The sequence below is a fragment of the Chitinophaga sp. genome (genome assembly GCF_039596135.1).
Lineage (GTDB): Bacteria > Bacteroidota > Bacteroidia > Chitinophagales > Chitinophagaceae > Chitinophaga.
In genome coordinates this window covers 115,426-130,715 of sequence record NZ_JBCNKH010000005.1, presented here as the reverse complement: position 1 = coordinate 130,715, position 15,290 = coordinate 115,426, and the positions used below count along the sequence as shown (strand labels likewise).

Below are 15,290 nucleotides of genomic sequence, written 5' to 3'. Positions count from 1 at the left end.
ATATTTATTTAACGGGTGAAAGAGTCTGTTTCCACGCTTCGGGCAGACGGGCTACTTTCCTGGTTTGGTAATCAAAGTAAATCATACCGGATTTGGCCTCTGCGATCAGGACGGTTTTGTCGCCCCGGATGGTGGTAATACGGTAATAAAGATCAAAGCCAAAAGGAGTGAACTCATCGGCGCCTACGGCGATGTCAAAGATATCGCCGTGAAAGCCTTCGCCTTTGTATACGAGGGCGGCATCGGCCATAATAAGGCCAGCCTGACCATCTTTGTCCAGTTCACTATACCCAAAATGGGCGAGGAAGCGAAGACGGGCTTCGTGAATGATAGAGAGAATGGCATCGTTACCTACGTGACCGCCATAGTTGATATCCCCAATCCTTACAGGGAGTTGGGTGTGAAAATCCATTTGTTCGGGAAGCTCAATTTTTACTCTGGCCATTTATGTATATTATCAGTGAGCCTTGAGAAAGGCAATCAGTTTCTGGAATGCTTTAGCCCTGTGGCTGTATTGGTTTTTGCCAGCCAGGTCCATTTCGGCAAAGGTGATATCGGCCCCATCGGGTACAAAGATGGGATCGTAGCCGAAGCCTTTTCCGCCTTTGCGTTCGGTAAGGATGGTGCCGGGGCAGATACCTTCGAACTGGTATTCTTTGTTATCGAGAATGAGGGAGATTACGGTTCTGAAATTGGCTTTGCGATCGGTTTTGCCGGCCATTTCGTGCAGTACTTTAACAATATTGTCGTCGGCAGATTTCTGCTCGCCTGCATAGCGGGCGGAAAGTACACCCGGAGCACCGTTCAGTGCCAGTATTTCCAGCCCTGTATCTTCAGAGAAGCAGTTCTGGTGGGTCATGTTGTGAATAGTTACAGATTTTTCCCGGGCGTTCTCTTCCAGGGTATCGTGTGGTTCCGGGATATCGATGTCGATGCCGGCTTCCTGGAGGGTGACGATCTCGAATCCGTTGCCCAGCAAGGAACGGATCTCCTTTATTTTATTGTCGTTGTTGGTAGCGAATACTAGTTTCATGGGCGCAAGTTACATGTTTCAACGGGTTTTGGCTGGCCTAAGGCAGGTGCTACAGAATTGATTAGATGCCTAATAATTGTTTCAGCCCGCCCCACAATTTCCCTTTCATCATCTTATCCTGTGAAATAGGATACAAATCATCAGAGCTGAGTAGCTGACACCCATTGGCGGTAATCACCTGGTAAAAAGGAAAATCTTCCAGTCCCATGGTGGCAGGAGGAATACCAAAAAGCACAGCCTGTTTCATTTTAACGGCCGATTGCCAGGATGTAAAGGCCATGGCAGGATAATGGGCTATATTTACCAGCGCTATATCCTGCATACCCAGTTTACAGGCATTTAAGATATTGGTGAGGAGGTTGAATAATTCTTCATTTAAGTATGCTTCTCCCTCATTTTGTATGAACAGCGCAATGTTTTTTTGATTTTCACCTAAAAATTTCACGTCCGGAATGGCAGCAGGCGCAGTGGCAACGGGCGCTTTTTCCCCGGGTATGATAGGCTGGGTGTAGATTCTGGCCAGGAAGTACGGGTCCAGTTGTACTTGATCAAAAGACATGCGTATATAGTTTAAGTTGAATGTAATGCCCCCCTTTTGGGGAAAAATTTGCTTTATTTGCATCTGACAACGAGCGCAAATTTAAGAGTATTCATTTTCAGATGCGCGATTTCTGCCAGCAGGGTTCGCCTTCCTTTCATACATCCAAAACAAATTAACAGCACTTTATTATGATGGGAGTAGATAAACAAATAAGCAACAAGGTCGGGGAAGAAGCCTTAAAAAAAATAAAGGTAACCCGTACAAAAAGCTCAAGGATTGGGGAAATAGACTTCAATAACCTTATCTTCGGGAAGCAATATGCCGACCATATGTTGGTGGCAGAATTTGATGGAAAAGAGTGGAAAAATGCAGAGATCCTGCCTTTCGGCCCCTTGTCTGTGAGTCCTTCCAATGCCGCATGGCATTATGGGCAGGCTATTTTTGAAGGCATCAAAGCCTACAAAGACCAGGAGGGCAACCCGATGATTTTCCGTCCATACGATAATTATGCGCGCTTTAACAGTTCGGCAGAGCGCATGGGAATGCCTGAAGTGCCGGAGTGGCTTTTCATTGGTGGAATGGAGCTTTTGATTGATCTGGACAGAAATTGGGTACCTACCAATGATGGTTGTTCCCTGTATTTGCGTCCTTTTATGATTGCCGCCGATGAATTTATTGGCGTAAGACCTTCAGATACGTATAAATTTGTTATTATTAACTCACCGTCTGGTCCGTATTTTAACAAACCGATTAAGTTGCTGGTACAGGACAAGTATATTCGTGCATTTCCGGGTGGTGTAGGGGCTGCCAAAGCAGCAGGTAATTATGGCGGGGTGATGTATCCGACTATGCAGGCCCGCAAGCAGGGGTACGATCAGATACTGTGGGTAGATGGGTTGGAATTCAAATACTTACAGGAATGCGGTACGATGAATGTGTTTGCTATAATTGGTAACACTGCCATAACGCCGGATTTGAATCAGGGCACGATTCTGGCTGGTGTAACCCGCGCTGCTGTGATGTCTGTACTGCAGGATATGGGGCTGACAGTAGAGGAGCGGCCAGTATCAATCGAGGAGCTGGTAAAAGCAAATGAAGCGGGAACTCTCCGCGAAGTATTTGGCACAGGTACAGCTGCCAGCGTAGCATATGTACAGGAGCTGGATTACAAAGAGCACCAGATCCGGCTGGATCCTACCAGGTATGAGGTAGGGGATGAGTTGCTGAAAAGGCTGGATGCCATCCGTACGGGTAAAGCGGAAGATACCCGTCACTGGAACTACAAAGTAGGAACTTACTCAAAATAGTCTTAGTTGTGTTGAATTGGAAGGCCATCTGCGCGAGTAGGTGGTCTTTCTCTTTTATATAGAGCCGTCTTTTACAAAAGACGGCTTTTTTATTATATGTCGGCTGTAACGCTCATCCGGTAGGGAAACTTCGGTATTTCCTGTGCATAAACAGGGAGGTAACCCGTAGATATCCCGTATATAAGCCGTATGTAAGCCGTAGATATCCCGTATCTATAGAGATACGGGATATCTATGGCTTATAGGCGGCAAACAGACGGGTTACCCTTTATTTTAAGCACAGAACGCGATGGAAACACCCACCTATTTTGTACCTTTGCGCCTTATGACCATGGTATCTTTTATCACGTCGTTGGATCAGGCCGCTCCTCCCGGGGAGATTTCACCTTATTTGAAGGCATTGTGGTGGGATGGTAAGGGTAACTGGCAGCGGGCGCACGACATCATTGAGCATATAGATGATGATATGGCAGCCTGGGTGCATGCCTACCTCCACCGGAAAGAAGGCGACCGGGGAAACGCCCGGTATTGGTACAGCAGAGCGGGCAGAAATATGCCAGAATCTACACTGGACATGGAATGGAAGGATATAGTCGCGGAATTAATCAGGAAGTGAACTGATTTCCTTCAAAAAAATGTTCAAAACATTTTGTTATTAACAAGGTTCGTGTTACCTTTGCCCTCCCAAATTCCCATTCTGGGTGATTTGGATGTCATTGTAAACCGACAGAAAAAAAACTTAGGTAGAATGCCTACTATACAACAATTAGTAAGAAAAGGAAGAGAAATTATCCGGGCTAAGTCCAAGTCCAGGGCTTTAGATAGCTGTCCACAGCGTCGTGGTGTTTGTACCCGTGTGTACACAACCACCCCTAAAAAGCCAAACTCTGCACTGCGTAAGGTGGCAAAGGTGCGTTTGACCAACAAAGTAGAGGTGATCGCTTATATCCCTGGTGAAGGACACAACCTGCAGGAACACTCTATCGTACTGATCCGTGGTGGTAGGGTAAAAGATTTACCAGGTGTTCGTTACCACATCGTTCGTGGTTCCCTCGATACTGCTGGTGTGAAAGACAGAAAGCAGAGCCGTTCCAAGTATGGTACCAAAAAGGAAAAGGCTAAGAAATAATTTATAATAACTATTTGAAATTTTCCAAATAAATGAGAAAGCAAGCCGCGAAAAAGATGCCTTTGGCTCCGGATCCTCGCTTTAACGACAAACAGGTTACCCGGTTTGTTAACAACGTGATGGAGCAGGGCAAAAAGAGCATTGCCTTTAGGATATTTTACGATGCGATCGACAGAGTGAGCACTATCACCAATGATAATGGTTACGAAGTGTGGAAGAAAGCGATCACAAACGTAACTCCTGCTGTAGAAGTTAGAAGCCGTCGTATCGGTGGTGCTACCTTCCAGATCCCTTCTGAGGTTCGTCCTGACAGAAAGATCTCCCTGTCTATGAAATGGTTGATCCGTTACGCAGGTGAAAGGAATGGTAAGAGCATGGCTGAAAAGCTGGCTGCTGAAATCGTAGCTGCAAGCAAAGGTGAAGGTGCTGCTTTCAAAAAGAAAGAAGATACTCACCGTATGGCTGAAGCTAACAAGGCATTCTCCCACTTCAGGATCTAAATCTACTGCCGTTTTACGGTAGAATGGTTTATAAAGATATAAGGGAAACATCCTCTGGGCAATACTGGGGGATGTTTTTCCTTTTCTCATATATACCCAATTTTTTAAACCTTGTAACCAAAGGATCGTAAAGGTATTCTGCTGCTGGAAATAACAATTTGGCAAAGTTGCCTGTTTTATTTATTAGCAAAAATGAATTACCTTTGCCCCCCAAATTGCATTATTATACAGTCATTTTAATATTATGGCAGACTTAAGATTTCAGAGAAACTTTGGTATTGCGGCGCACATCGATGCGGGTAAAACCACTACCACAGAGCGTATCCTGTACTATACAGGTAAATCCCACAAGATAGGGGAAGTGCACGAAGGTGCAGCCACCATGGACTGGATGGCGCAGGAGCAGGAAAGAGGTATTACCATCACATCTGCTGCTACCACCTGTTTCTGGAAATTCCCAACTACTCAGGGAAAGCTTCAGCCAGATACAAAAGAATACAAATTTAACATCATCGATACTCCAGGTCACGTGGACTTCACCGTTGAGGTAGAGCGTTCCCTGCGTGTACTGGATGGTCTGGTAGCCCTGTTCTGCGCTGTATCCGGCGTTGAACCTCAGTCTGAAACCGTTTGGCGCCAGGCTAACCGCTACCGCGTACCACGTGTAGGTTTCGTAAACAAAATGGACCGTGCCGGTGCTGACTTCCTGAACGTGGTAAAACAGGTGAAGGAAATGCTGGGTGCTAATCCGGTTCCCCTGATGCTGCCTATCGGCGCTGAAGATACTTTCAAAGGCGTGGTTGACCTGATCACCATGAAAGGTATCATCTGGGATGAAGAAGGTAAAGGTGCTACCTACCAGGAAATCGAAATTCCTGCTGATATGAAGGATGAGGCTGAAGAATGGAGAGCTAAACTCGTAGAAGCTGTTGCTGAATACGATGACAAACTCATGGAGAAATTCTTCGAAGATCCTAACACTATCTCTGAAGCTGAAATTCACGAAGCTATCCGTAAAGCAACGATCGATATCGCTATCATCCCAATGCTGTGCGGTTCTTCATTCAAAAATAAAGGTGTACAGAAAATGCTGGATGCCGTATGTCGTTACCTGCCTTCACCAGTAGATATCGAAGCGGTTAAAGGTACTGACCCTGACAATGGTAACGAGATCGAGCGTAAGCCAGATCCAAAAGAACCATTCTCTGCACTGGCGTTCAAGATCATGACCGATCCTTTCGTAGGTCGTCTGGCATTCTTCCGGGCTTATTCCGGTCACCTGGATGCTGGTTCTTATGTACTGAACACCCGTACCGGCAAAAACGAGCGTATCAGCCGTATCATGCAGATGCACGCCAACAAGCAGAACCCAATCGACTTCATCGAAGCTGGTGATATCGGTGCTGCTGTAGGTTTTAAAGATATCAAGACAGGTGATACCCTGTGCGATGAGAAACATCCTATCGTACTGGAATCTATGACCTTCCCTGAACCAGTTATCCACATCGCTATCGAGCCTAAAACTCAGGCGGATATGGACAAAATGGGTCTGGCTATCGCTAAACTGGTAGAAGAAGATCCTACCCTGAAAGCTAAAACTGACGAAGAAACCGGCCAGACCGTATTGAGCGGTATGGGTGAGCTTCACCTGGAAATCATCGTTGACCGTATGCGTCGCGAGTTCAAGGTAGAAGTTAACCAGGGTGCACCTCAGGTTGCTTTCAAGGAAGCATTTACCCTGAAGGTTGAACACCGTGAGGTTTATAAGAAACAAACTGGTGGTCGCGGTAAATTCGCTGACATCCAGGTTGAAATCGGCCCTGCTGATCCTGAATGGCTGAAAGAAAACGATGGTAAGAACTTCCAGTTCATCAACGATATCTTCGGTGGTTCCATCCCTAAAGAATTCGTTCCTCCGGTACAGAAAGGCTTCGAGGCTGCTATGAACCAGGGTGTACTGGCTGGCTACCCGCTGGATAACCTGAGAGTTCGCCTGTTTGATGGTTCATTCCACCAGGTTGACTCCGATGCAGTATCCTTCGAGTTGGCTGCAAGACAAGCTTTCCGTGAAGCTGGTCGTAAAGCAAAACCAGTGCTGCTGGAACCAATCATGAAAGTAGAAGTTCAGACCCCAGACCAATACATGGGTGACGTAACAGGTGACCTGAACCGTCGTCGTGGTATGCTGGAAGGTATGGAAATGAGAAACGGTGTACAGGTAATCAAAGCTAAAGTGCCGCTGAAAGAAATGTTCGGCTACGTAACTCAGCTGCGCTCCCTGTCTTCCGGTCGTGCTACTTCCATCATGGAGTTCTCTCACTACTCACCTGCTCCAAATGCCGTTGCTGAAGAAGAAATGGCAAAAGCAAAAGGTAAAGTGAATGCTTAATCATAGTGATTAGTATCTGATTGAAATAGGGTCCCGTTCTGGTTGTTCCGGAACGGGACTTTTGTTTTGGGTAAACTGTAACATCTCTATTACCACCCCGTTTTATTTTATACCCATCCGGCATAGGGGAAAGATCTCTATATACCGTTATACATACACCAGGGTAACCTAGCTCCAAAATTGTCTCTATACAAAAGCTGACTTTAACTGAATGAACACCACGCCCCGCATATTAATCAGTATAGATCTGGAAGAGTTGAATCTCCCGGCAAAAAATGGCGCGGAGATGAGCCTGGAAGAAAGGCAACAGATCTCCCTGGATGGTTTGGAAAAAACAATTGCCTTGCTGAACAGGCACCAGGTAAGGGCCACGTTTTTTATCACCGCCTCCTGGGCGCAGGCTTACCCGGAAGTCGTGCGTCAGTTAGCCCGTAAGCACGAAGTGGCCTCACATGGTTATACCCACGATCATTTTTCTATCGAAGACCTCCGGCAGTCCAAAGACGTCCTGGAGCAGATTATAGGAAGCCGTTTATACGGTTGTCGCATGCCGGCTGGCAGAAAGCCTGATTACAGCGCGCTGAAAGCTGCTGGTTACTTATACCATTCGGGAGATCAGCAGGTTCGCCCTATGAGTATAGAGGCGGATTGTTATGGGATTTATGCAGCGTCTATCCGTCCTTTATGGATTACAAAGCTCTTTTTGGGTCGGCAACCCGTTATTTCCTTACATTTCCGCAGTTGGGAACTGAGTGCCCACCCCATTTCGCGTGCTGCGAACCCCAGGTTGGCCGAGCGTTTGGACAGTGTGCTGGGATACCTGCAGCGTAAAGGTCTTTTTATGCCTCATATTGAGTGGCTGCAGGAGCAACTCACCGATGAATAATAACCATCGATTGCGGCCTTCTCTCATTTACTCTCATTTTCTTTATACTTATTTGATTCATTTACAGTATATTCGCAACTATATTGTTGATGTCTGGCATTGAATTTGGAATACCCCATTTGTCCCATCCCCAGCTTATTTATCCACCTATTTTATTGGCTCAAGTTCCATTAGCAAAGCGAGACGCATTTACAGATTGCATGTATTTCTTAGTTCGATAGGGCATCCTCCTGATGTTCCGATGGCAAGTATTAATCAATAAAACCAAAAAACTGAAAATGAAAAAACTCCAAGCATTAACCCTGGCCCTGATGGCTGTATTGTTTTTTAGCACCACGGCGTTTGCGCAAACCCAGAAAGGCAACATTTTGATTGGATCTGACATTACAGACCTTGGACTGAATTTTCAGAAGTCCAGTACCCAGTTTACTTTTAATCTGAATCCCAAAGCGGCCTGGTTTATCAATGATGGGCTGGCATTGGGTGGTTATGTAAATTTCGGACTGGTTACCAGTAATGGGGCCGGTTCCGATGTAAGTTACGGCATTGGTGCGTTGGCACGTTATTATCCGACAGACAAGAATGTGCGCAAGCTGGAGTTCTCTAAGCGGGCACGTTTTTTTGTAGAGGGTAATGCGGGTTTTGGTGGTACCAACCCTGCGAGTGGGGCGTCTACGAATGGGGTAGAGCTGGGTGTAGGGCCTGGTATTTCTTACTTCATTACACCGAATGTGGCGCTGGAAACGTTGTTTAAGTACAACATTATCATTGGTGGTGGTAACTCTACGACGGCGCAGCAATTGAAGCTGGGGGTAGGTTTCCAGATTTTTCTCCCGGGGGCGAAGGCGAAGGAGATTATGAGAGAGGAAGGGCGTAATATGAAATAGGCAGAATTAATGATAATAGGGGGGGCTGCTTTCGGATCATTTTGGTCTGCGGGGGGCCCTTTTCATTTTGAACGCTTTGAATGAACTTGTTGATAATGAACGGAATGAATGGAGGTTATAAGAGGAGTGACTATTACCTTTATGTAAGAAAGACGCCATGGGGGCGTTGCTGGGGTTGCCGAAAACCAGTATCAAATAGAGTAGGCGTTACTCCAAAAAAATTACAATATGACCGCAACTATTCTAGCAGCAGTGTTTAAGTTCTTGAGTACGTTGTTCGGTAGCCTGTAAATTCCCGAAACGTATACGAGATTTTGAAGGTCCTGGTAAATTCCAGGACCTTTTTTATGTGAGGAGAATATGTGGGGTTTGTCATTTTGGAAAATACTGAACATGATTTACTGAACGGGGATGCATTGAACTGGTTGAAAATGAATGAAATGAACGATGGTTGTGTTCTTCCTACTTCCTAATTTAGGGCAATGGGATTGCCGAAAACCATTGAAAGAGTAGGCGTAACCACTGAAAACCATAACTATGGATCTGCTGAACCAATTATTGACAATGATCTTGTCGCTGTTGCAATCTCTGCTGGGTGGTCTGTAATTTATTACGCCCCTTATTCCACGGAAAATGTACAACGCAACAAAAGTCATTTTCCAACTTATTGCCTTCCTGGTGAAAACCGGGGAGGCTTTTTTTATATTGGATGGTTTTGTTTGGGGTGAGGTGATGGGGTACTTTAAAAAAAAATGAACGGACCATTTTCTCTCACTGAACAAAATGAACAAGCGGCTGAAAATGAATGAAATGAACTATTACAAATTGATTCCCTGCGGCTAATTTTAATCCAATGTTCCTTGTATGAGGGACATTTGGGATTGCCGAAAACCAAGTAACAGAGTAGGCATAACCTCATGAAAAGCCTTCAAAAACATCTATGGATTTATTGAACCAGGTATTTGGCTTTAGTTCTTGGTCTGATTCAGTGTTTGTTGGGTAAGTTCCCTTTCTGAAGCTGACAGGTCTAGAAATATTGCTTATTGCATTCCCAGACAGGACTTGCTGCCGGTTTCCCGGCGGCTTGTTTTTTTTAGGGGGGGAAATGGATTTGGTTCTTTTTTTGTGTTAGCGGGGCCAGCCGTGGCTTTGCCGGGGGGAAATGCTACCTGGGGAGACGCAGGCATTTTTCCGCAATAAATTATTATATTACAACTGTTTACCCGCTTTTATTGTAGTTTTGCACAAATTAACATTTGCCTCAAACCCGCCCTCGTTCTACATTTCGGTAAAAATTCCCATTATTTTTCCACGATTTTGTTGGGGAATCCAAAAATACTGATTACCTTTGCCCTCCCAAATTGTAAAGGGTAAAAAGTAGAAGTTCATTGCATATGTCTCAGAGAATTAGAATCAAGCTGAAGTCCTACGATCATAATCTGGTAGATAAATCTGCTGAGAAGATCGTTAAAACAGTGCGTAACACTGGTGCCGTGGTAACAGGTCCAATTCCTTTACCAACTGAAAAGAAAATTTTTACGGTGCTGCGTTCACCGCACGTTAACAAGAAAGCTCGTGAGCAGTTCCAGTTGTGCACACACAAGCGCTTACTGGATATCTACACTTCTTCTTCCAGGACTGTAGACGCGTTGAGTAAATTAGATCTGCCTTCCGGTGTGGAAGTAGAAATCAAAGCGTAGGACATCGGCAGGTGGGCGAAAGGCCTGCCTGGTTTGATTTAATCTTATGACTGCTGTTTTGCTGGCAGTGAGGTGTTAAACCTCACAGGGGAAAGTACTCTCCGTTTGTCAGATTGTAAACGCCATAATTAAAATATAGGTCACGCCTTCTGGGTGGCCGCCCAATAAAGCATTTAAACCGCCTATCCTGGGGATAGCTAGATCCACCCCCAGGCGCTGGGTATAATATATAATAACATGAAAGGTATTATTGGCAAAAAGATCGGCATGACCAGCATCTTCGAACCGAATGGTAAGCAGACAGCTGTGACCATCATCGAAGCCGGTCCGTGCGTTGTAACGCAGGTTAAATCTCAGGAAACTGATGGTTACAACGCGATTCAGGTAGCATTTGGCGAGAAAAAAGAGAAAAACGCTACCAAAGCACAAATCAATCACTTCGCGAAAGCAAGCACCTCCCCCAAACGATTTGTAAAAGAGTTCCGCAACCCGGATGTACAAAAAGCTCTTGGTGAAACCATTACCACCGAAATATTTGCAGAAGGAGAAATAATTGATGTAGTCGGTACCTCCAAAGGTAAAGGCTTCCAGGGTGTTGTTAAACGCCATGGATTCAGCGGTGTGGGCGAAGCTACACACGGTCAGCACGACAGAAGCAGGGCTCCTGGTTCCGTGGGTGGATCCTCTTATCCTTCCCGCGTATTCAAGGGTATGCGTATGGCTGGTCAGACTGGTAACGAACAGGTGAAAGTGAAAGGCCTGAAAATCGTTAAAATTTTCGCTGAGAAGAATTATATCCTGGTAAGTGGTTCCGTTCCCGGCCACATTGGTTCAATCGTTTTAATCCAGAAGTAATATGCAACTTGATATTTTAAATATAGAAGGTAAGAAAACCGGAAGAACTATTGAGCTTCCTGAAGAGATTTTCGGAGTGGAGCCTAACAACCACGTGATCTACCTGGCTGTTAAACAATACCTCGCTGCTCAGCGTCAGGGTACCCACAAGGTAAAAACCCGTGCTGAAGTAAAAGGTGCTTCCCGTAAACTTCACAAACAAAAGGGTACAGGTGGTTCCCGTAAAGGTAACATCCGTAACCCACTGTATAAAGGTGGTGGTACCATCTTCGGTCCTAAACCGCACAAATATGACATTAAGCTGAACAGAAAAGTAAAAGATCTCGCTAAGATTTCTGCACTGTCTGTAAAAGCGAAAGAAAACAGCATCATCGTTCTGGAAGATCTGAACCTGGCTACACCTAAAACTTCACAGTTTGCAGGTATCCTGGAGAAACTGAACGTAAATGTAAATGGCCGTAAGACCCTGGTAGTACTGCCTGAATACAATGATAATGTATACCTGTCTCTGCGCAACATCCCTACAGTAGATAGCGTAATGCTGAGCGATATCAATACTTACGATATCATGAACAGCAATACCCTGATCATCACTGAGAGTGCTGCTAAAATCTTCACTGAAGAGCCGGTAGAAGCTTAATTGTCAAATTTAAATCACACAGCTGGCAGGTAAGCCTGCCACTCAAAGCGATAAAAGATGAAACTTTCAGACGTTTTAATCAGACCGGTAGTAAGTGAAAAAGTGAACAAAGCCACTGATAAATTCAACCGTTACTACTTCATCGTAGACAAGAAATCCAATAAACTGGAAATCAAGAAGGCAGTTGAAGAGTTCTATGGCGTTGCAGTAGCAGAAGTGAATACTGCCGTTATGCCTGGTAAAAGCAAATTCCGCTTTACCAAAGCTGGTTTCATTGCTGGTAAGAAACCTTCTTACAAGAAAGCAATTGTAACCCTGGCTGCTGGGGAATCTATAGATCTGTATGCTAACATATAGTGCTCATTGCTGTGGAAACGCAGCATGATGGATGTATATACAGATCACATTTATAAAATAAAGCAACTAGTTAAACAATTACTAGATCATGGCACTGAAGAAATTTAAACCGATGACAGCCGGTACCCGTTGGAAAATTGGCAACGCGTTCGCTGAGCTGACCACGGATACTCCTGAAAAGAGCCTGCTGGAGGCTAAGTCCAAAACCGGCGGTAGAAACGTACAGGGTAGAAGATCTATGCGCTACATCGGTGGTGGACACAAGCAACATTACCGTATCATAGACTTCAAACGTGACAAACATAATATTCCTGCTACTGTAAAGAGCGTGGAATACGATCCAAACCGTAGCGCATTCATCGCATTACTGAGCTATGCAGATGGTGAAAAACGTTACATCCTGGCTCCTCAGGGTTTACAGGTGGGTGCTACTGTAGTGAGCGGTCCTGATGCTGCTCCTGAAGTAGGTAACTCTCTGCCGCTGAAGAATATGCCACTGGGTACTGTTGTACACAATATCGAACTGCAGCCTGGTAAAGGTGGTGCAATTGCGAGAAGTGCAGGTACTTATGCACAGTTGAGCAACAAGGAAGAAAAATATGCCGTAATGAAAATGCCTTCCGGCGAGCTGCGTAAAGTGTTGATCACTTGTGCTGCTACCGTAGGTACAGTTTCTAACTCTGACCATGCACTGCAATCAATTGGTAAAGCAGGTGCTAACCGTTGGAGAGGTATCAAGCCACGTAACCGTGGTGTGGCCATGAACCCTGTAGATCACCCAATGGGTGGTGGTGAAGGTAGATCTTCCGGAGGTCACCCAAGATCCAGAACAGGTAAATATGCGAAAGGTCTGAAGACCCGTAAGCATAAGAGCTCTGATAAACTGATCATCAGCAGGAAAAACGGCAAAAAATTATAATTCATAAAGCTTTTACCAGTTCCGCTTCGGGCGGATAGCCAGAAGCGGAACGGTTAAAGTAGAATAAAAATAAAAAGACATGGGTCGTTCCATTAAAAAAGGTCCTTACGTTGACCAGAAATTAGGAAAGAAAGTAGATAAAATGAATGAAGGCACCAAGCGTACAGTAATCAAGACCTGGAGCCGTCGTTCTACCATCACACCTGATTTTGTGGGCCATACATTTGCGGTACACAATGGTAACAAGTTCATCCCGGTATACGTTACTGAGTTTATGGTAGGTCATAAACTGGGCGAATTTGCACCAACCCGCAACTTTAAAGGACACGCTAACAAGAAAATGTAGTCATTCGTTTGAAGTTTTAAGCTCGAGGTTTGCTGCGTGAAATACCTCGAACCCCGGACTTCGGACCTCAAACATCAAATTTATAATTACAATGGAAGCAGTAGCTAAGCTTAGAAATAATCCAACATCTACCCGCAAAATGCGTTTGCTGGCAGACCTGATCCGTGGTATGGATGTTGAAAAAGCGCTGAATGTTTTAAAGTTCCATCCTAAGCACCCAAGTGTACCGCTGGAAAAACTGCTGTTATCAGCTGTTGCGAACTGGAAAGTGAAGAATGAAGGTGTACGCGTTGAAGATGCGAATCTGATCGTTAAAACCGTCTTCGTTGATGGTGGTCGTATTCTGAAAAGAATGCGTCCGGCTCCGCAGGGTAGAGGTTACCGTGTTCGCAAAAGAAGCAACCACGTAACTATTGCAGTAGACAGCAAAGTAGCGGAAGCGAAATAATTGAAACTTAAACTATTTATCTAATAGACAAATAAACCAGAACATGGGTCAGAAAACAAATCCTATTGGTAACAGGTTAGGTATCATCAGAGGTTGGGACTCTAATTGGTATGGTGGCAAGAAAGATTTTGCTACCAAACTGATCGAAGATAACAAGATCAGAACTTACCTGAATGCCCGTATCAACAAAGGTGGCATTTCCAGGGTAGTGATCGAGAGAACTTTAGGTAAACTGATTATCACCATACATACATCTAAACCTGGTATCATCATTGGTAAAGGTGGTGGAGAGGTAGACCGCATCAAAGAAGAATTAAAGAAACTGACTTCTAAAGAAGATGTACAGATCAACATCCTGGAGATCCGTCGTCCTGAAATAGATGCCAATATCGTAGCTGAAACTATTGCAAAACAGATTGAAAGCCGTATCAACTACAAACGTGCTATCAAGATGGCGATTGCTACAGCCATGAGAATGGGTGCAGAAGGTATCAAGGTTAAAGTAGGTGGTCGTCTGGGTGGTGCTGAAATTGCACGTTCAGAAGAGATGAAGCAGGGTCGTGTACCTTTGCACACCTTCCGTATGGATATCGACTATTCTTCTCTGTTTGCACAGACAGTATATGGTAAGATCGGTATCAAAGTATGGATCTGTAAAGGTGAAGTACTGGGTGAGCGCGATCTGAATCCAAATGCTATTTCCGGTAAGGATGGCGAAGGCCGCACAGGTGGTGAAGGTCATGGTCATCGCGGTGGCGAAAGAAGAGGTGGCGAGAGAAGAGGTGGTGATAACCGCGGCGGCGACAGAAGAGGCGGTGATAACCGTGGTGGTGGCCGTAGATAATCTTTTTAACAATTAACATTAACATTTAACATATACTAAGATGTTACAGCCCAAGAGAACGAAACACAGGAAGATGCATAAAGGCCGCATCAAGGGGAACGCAAAACGTGGTGCGGAAATCTCCTTTGGTAGTTTCGGCTTGAAAGCATTAGAACCTAAGTGGATCACAGACAGGCAGATCGAAGCTGCCCGTGTGGCTCTGACAAGAGCTATGAAGCGTGAGGGTAACGTGTGGATCCGTATATTCCCTGACAAATCCATCACTGCCAAGCCTTTGGAAGTCAGAATGGGTAAAGGTAAGGGTGCTCCTGACCATTGGGCTGCTGTGGTTAAGCCAGGTCGTATGTTGTTCGAAGCAGACGGCGTACCGCTGGAAGTAGCTAAAGCTGCAATGGAGCTGGCTGCACAGAAACTGCCTATTAAAGTGAAATTTGTAGTACGTCGCGATTACGCTGAAGCATAATAGCTAAGGCAACCGGGATAAACTATAAACGATAAACCAGAAATAA

The 15,290-nt window shown here is 45.1% G+C and carries 19 protein-coding genes; 16 read left to right on the top strand and 3 right to left on the bottom strand.

What is annotated here, in order from left to right:
* Nucleotides 1-4: 4 nt before the first annotated feature.
* The 3 genes from ABDW16_RS05875 to ABDW16_RS05865 form a co-directional block, all read right to left on the bottom strand.
* Entirely contained in the window at nucleotides 5-445 is a 441-nt protein-coding gene (locus ABDW16_RS05875) for a thioesterase family protein (RefSeq protein WP_343668354.1), read from the bottom strand.
* A 12-nt stretch (nucleotides 446-457) separates the two neighbouring features.
* Nucleotides 458-1,033 carry an RdgB/HAM1 family non-canonical purine NTP pyrophosphatase gene (gene rdgB / locus ABDW16_RS05870; RefSeq protein WP_343668352.1) on the bottom strand — a complete coding sequence of 192 codons (576 nt, stop codon included), beginning with the start codon at nucleotides 1,031-1,033 and terminating at the stop codon, nucleotides 458-460.
* 61 nt (nucleotides 1,034-1,094) lie between these two features.
* Complete coding sequence (locus ABDW16_RS05865; RefSeq protein WP_343668351.1) at nucleotides 1,095-1,592, bottom strand: hypothetical protein; 498 nt, start codon at nucleotides 1,590-1,592, stop codon at nucleotides 1,095-1,097.
* 170 nt (nucleotides 1,593-1,762) lie between these two features.
* Between ABDW16_RS05865 and ABDW16_RS05860 the strand changes: the two genes are divergently transcribed.
* From ABDW16_RS05860 to rplP, 16 genes are all read left to right on the top strand, one after another.
* On the top strand, nucleotides 1,763-2,881 hold the full coding sequence (locus tag ABDW16_RS05860) for a branched-chain amino acid aminotransferase (RefSeq protein WP_343668350.1): 1,119 nt from the start codon (nucleotides 1,763-1,765) through the stop codon (nucleotides 2,879-2,881).
* Nucleotides 2,882-3,170: 289 nt separating this feature from the next.
* A complete protein-coding gene (locus ABDW16_RS05855; RefSeq protein ID WP_343668349.1) occupies nucleotides 3,171-3,497 on the top strand; it encodes a hypothetical protein in 327 nt (108 codons plus the stop codon).
* Between the two features lie 132 nt (nucleotides 3,498-3,629).
* The gene (gene rpsL, locus ABDW16_RS05850; protein ID WP_012789278.1) at nucleotides 3,630-4,010 is read left to right on the top strand and encodes a 30S ribosomal protein S12; all 381 of its coding nucleotides are present in this window, start codon (nucleotides 3,630-3,632) and stop codon (nucleotides 4,008-4,010) included.
* A 32-nt stretch (nucleotides 4,011-4,042) separates the two neighbouring features.
* Nucleotides 4,043-4,510, top strand: a complete 468-nt coding sequence (gene rpsG, locus ABDW16_RS05845; protein WP_343668346.1) for a 30S ribosomal protein S7 — start codon at nucleotides 4,043-4,045, stop codon at nucleotides 4,508-4,510.
* Nucleotides 4,511-4,754: 244 nt separating this feature from the next.
* Nucleotides 4,755-6,899 (top strand): elongation factor G, encoded by a 2,145-nt coding sequence (gene fusA / locus ABDW16_RS05840; RefSeq protein ID WP_343668345.1) that lies wholly within the window; start codon nucleotides 4,755-4,757, stop codon nucleotides 6,897-6,899.
* 211 nt (nucleotides 6,900-7,110) lie between these two features.
* On the top strand, nucleotides 7,111-7,785 hold the full coding sequence (locus ABDW16_RS05835; protein ID WP_343668344.1) for a polysaccharide deacetylase family protein: 675 nt from the start codon (nucleotides 7,111-7,113) through the stop codon (nucleotides 7,783-7,785).
* 278 nt (nucleotides 7,786-8,063) lie between these two features.
* Nucleotides 8,064-8,672 carry an outer membrane beta-barrel protein gene (locus ABDW16_RS05830; RefSeq protein ID WP_343668343.1) on the top strand — a complete coding sequence of 203 codons (609 nt, stop codon included), beginning with the start codon at nucleotides 8,064-8,066 and terminating at the stop codon, nucleotides 8,670-8,672.
* A 1,394-nt stretch (nucleotides 8,673-10,066) separates the two neighbouring features.
* On the top strand, nucleotides 10,067-10,372 hold the full coding sequence (gene rpsJ, locus ABDW16_RS05825) for a 30S ribosomal protein S10 (RefSeq protein ID WP_012789286.1): 306 nt from the start codon (nucleotides 10,067-10,069) through the stop codon (nucleotides 10,370-10,372).
* A gap of 237 nt (nucleotides 10,373-10,609) precedes the next feature.
* A complete protein-coding gene (gene rplC / locus ABDW16_RS05820) occupies nucleotides 10,610-11,227 on the top strand; it encodes a 50S ribosomal protein L3 (RefSeq protein ID WP_343668340.1) in 618 nt (205 codons plus the stop codon).
* A 1-nt stretch (nucleotide 11,228) separates the two neighbouring features.
* Nucleotides 11,229-11,867, top strand: a complete 639-nt coding sequence (rplD, locus tag ABDW16_RS05815; protein ID WP_116851439.1) for a 50S ribosomal protein L4 — start codon at nucleotides 11,229-11,231, stop codon at nucleotides 11,865-11,867.
* A 57-nt stretch (nucleotides 11,868-11,924) separates the two neighbouring features.
* Entirely contained in the window at nucleotides 11,925-12,224 is a 300-nt protein-coding gene (gene rplW / locus ABDW16_RS05810) for a 50S ribosomal protein L23 (protein ID WP_116851440.1), read from the top strand.
* Between the two features lie 88 nt (nucleotides 12,225-12,312).
* Nucleotides 12,313-13,143, top strand: coding sequence for a 50S ribosomal protein L2 (rplB, locus tag ABDW16_RS05805; RefSeq protein WP_343668337.1), 831 nt, complete (start codon nucleotides 12,313-12,315; stop codon nucleotides 13,141-13,143).
* A 79-nt stretch (nucleotides 13,144-13,222) separates the two neighbouring features.
* Entirely contained in the window at nucleotides 13,223-13,489 is a 267-nt protein-coding gene (gene rpsS, locus ABDW16_RS05800; RefSeq protein WP_343668336.1) for a 30S ribosomal protein S19, read from the top strand.
* A 91-nt stretch (nucleotides 13,490-13,580) separates the two neighbouring features.
* Complete coding sequence (gene rplV / locus ABDW16_RS05795; protein ID WP_343668335.1) at nucleotides 13,581-13,937, top strand: 50S ribosomal protein L22; 357 nt, start codon at nucleotides 13,581-13,583, stop codon at nucleotides 13,935-13,937.
* A 43-nt stretch (nucleotides 13,938-13,980) separates the two neighbouring features.
* Complete coding sequence (gene rpsC, locus ABDW16_RS05790) at nucleotides 13,981-14,781, top strand: 30S ribosomal protein S3 (RefSeq protein WP_343668334.1); 801 nt, start codon at nucleotides 13,981-13,983, stop codon at nucleotides 14,779-14,781.
* A 40-nt stretch (nucleotides 14,782-14,821) separates the two neighbouring features.
* Nucleotides 14,822-15,244, top strand: coding sequence for a 50S ribosomal protein L16 (gene rplP, locus ABDW16_RS05785; protein WP_116851444.1), 423 nt, complete (start codon nucleotides 14,822-14,824; stop codon nucleotides 15,242-15,244).
* Nucleotides 15,245-15,290: the final 46 nt, after the last annotated feature.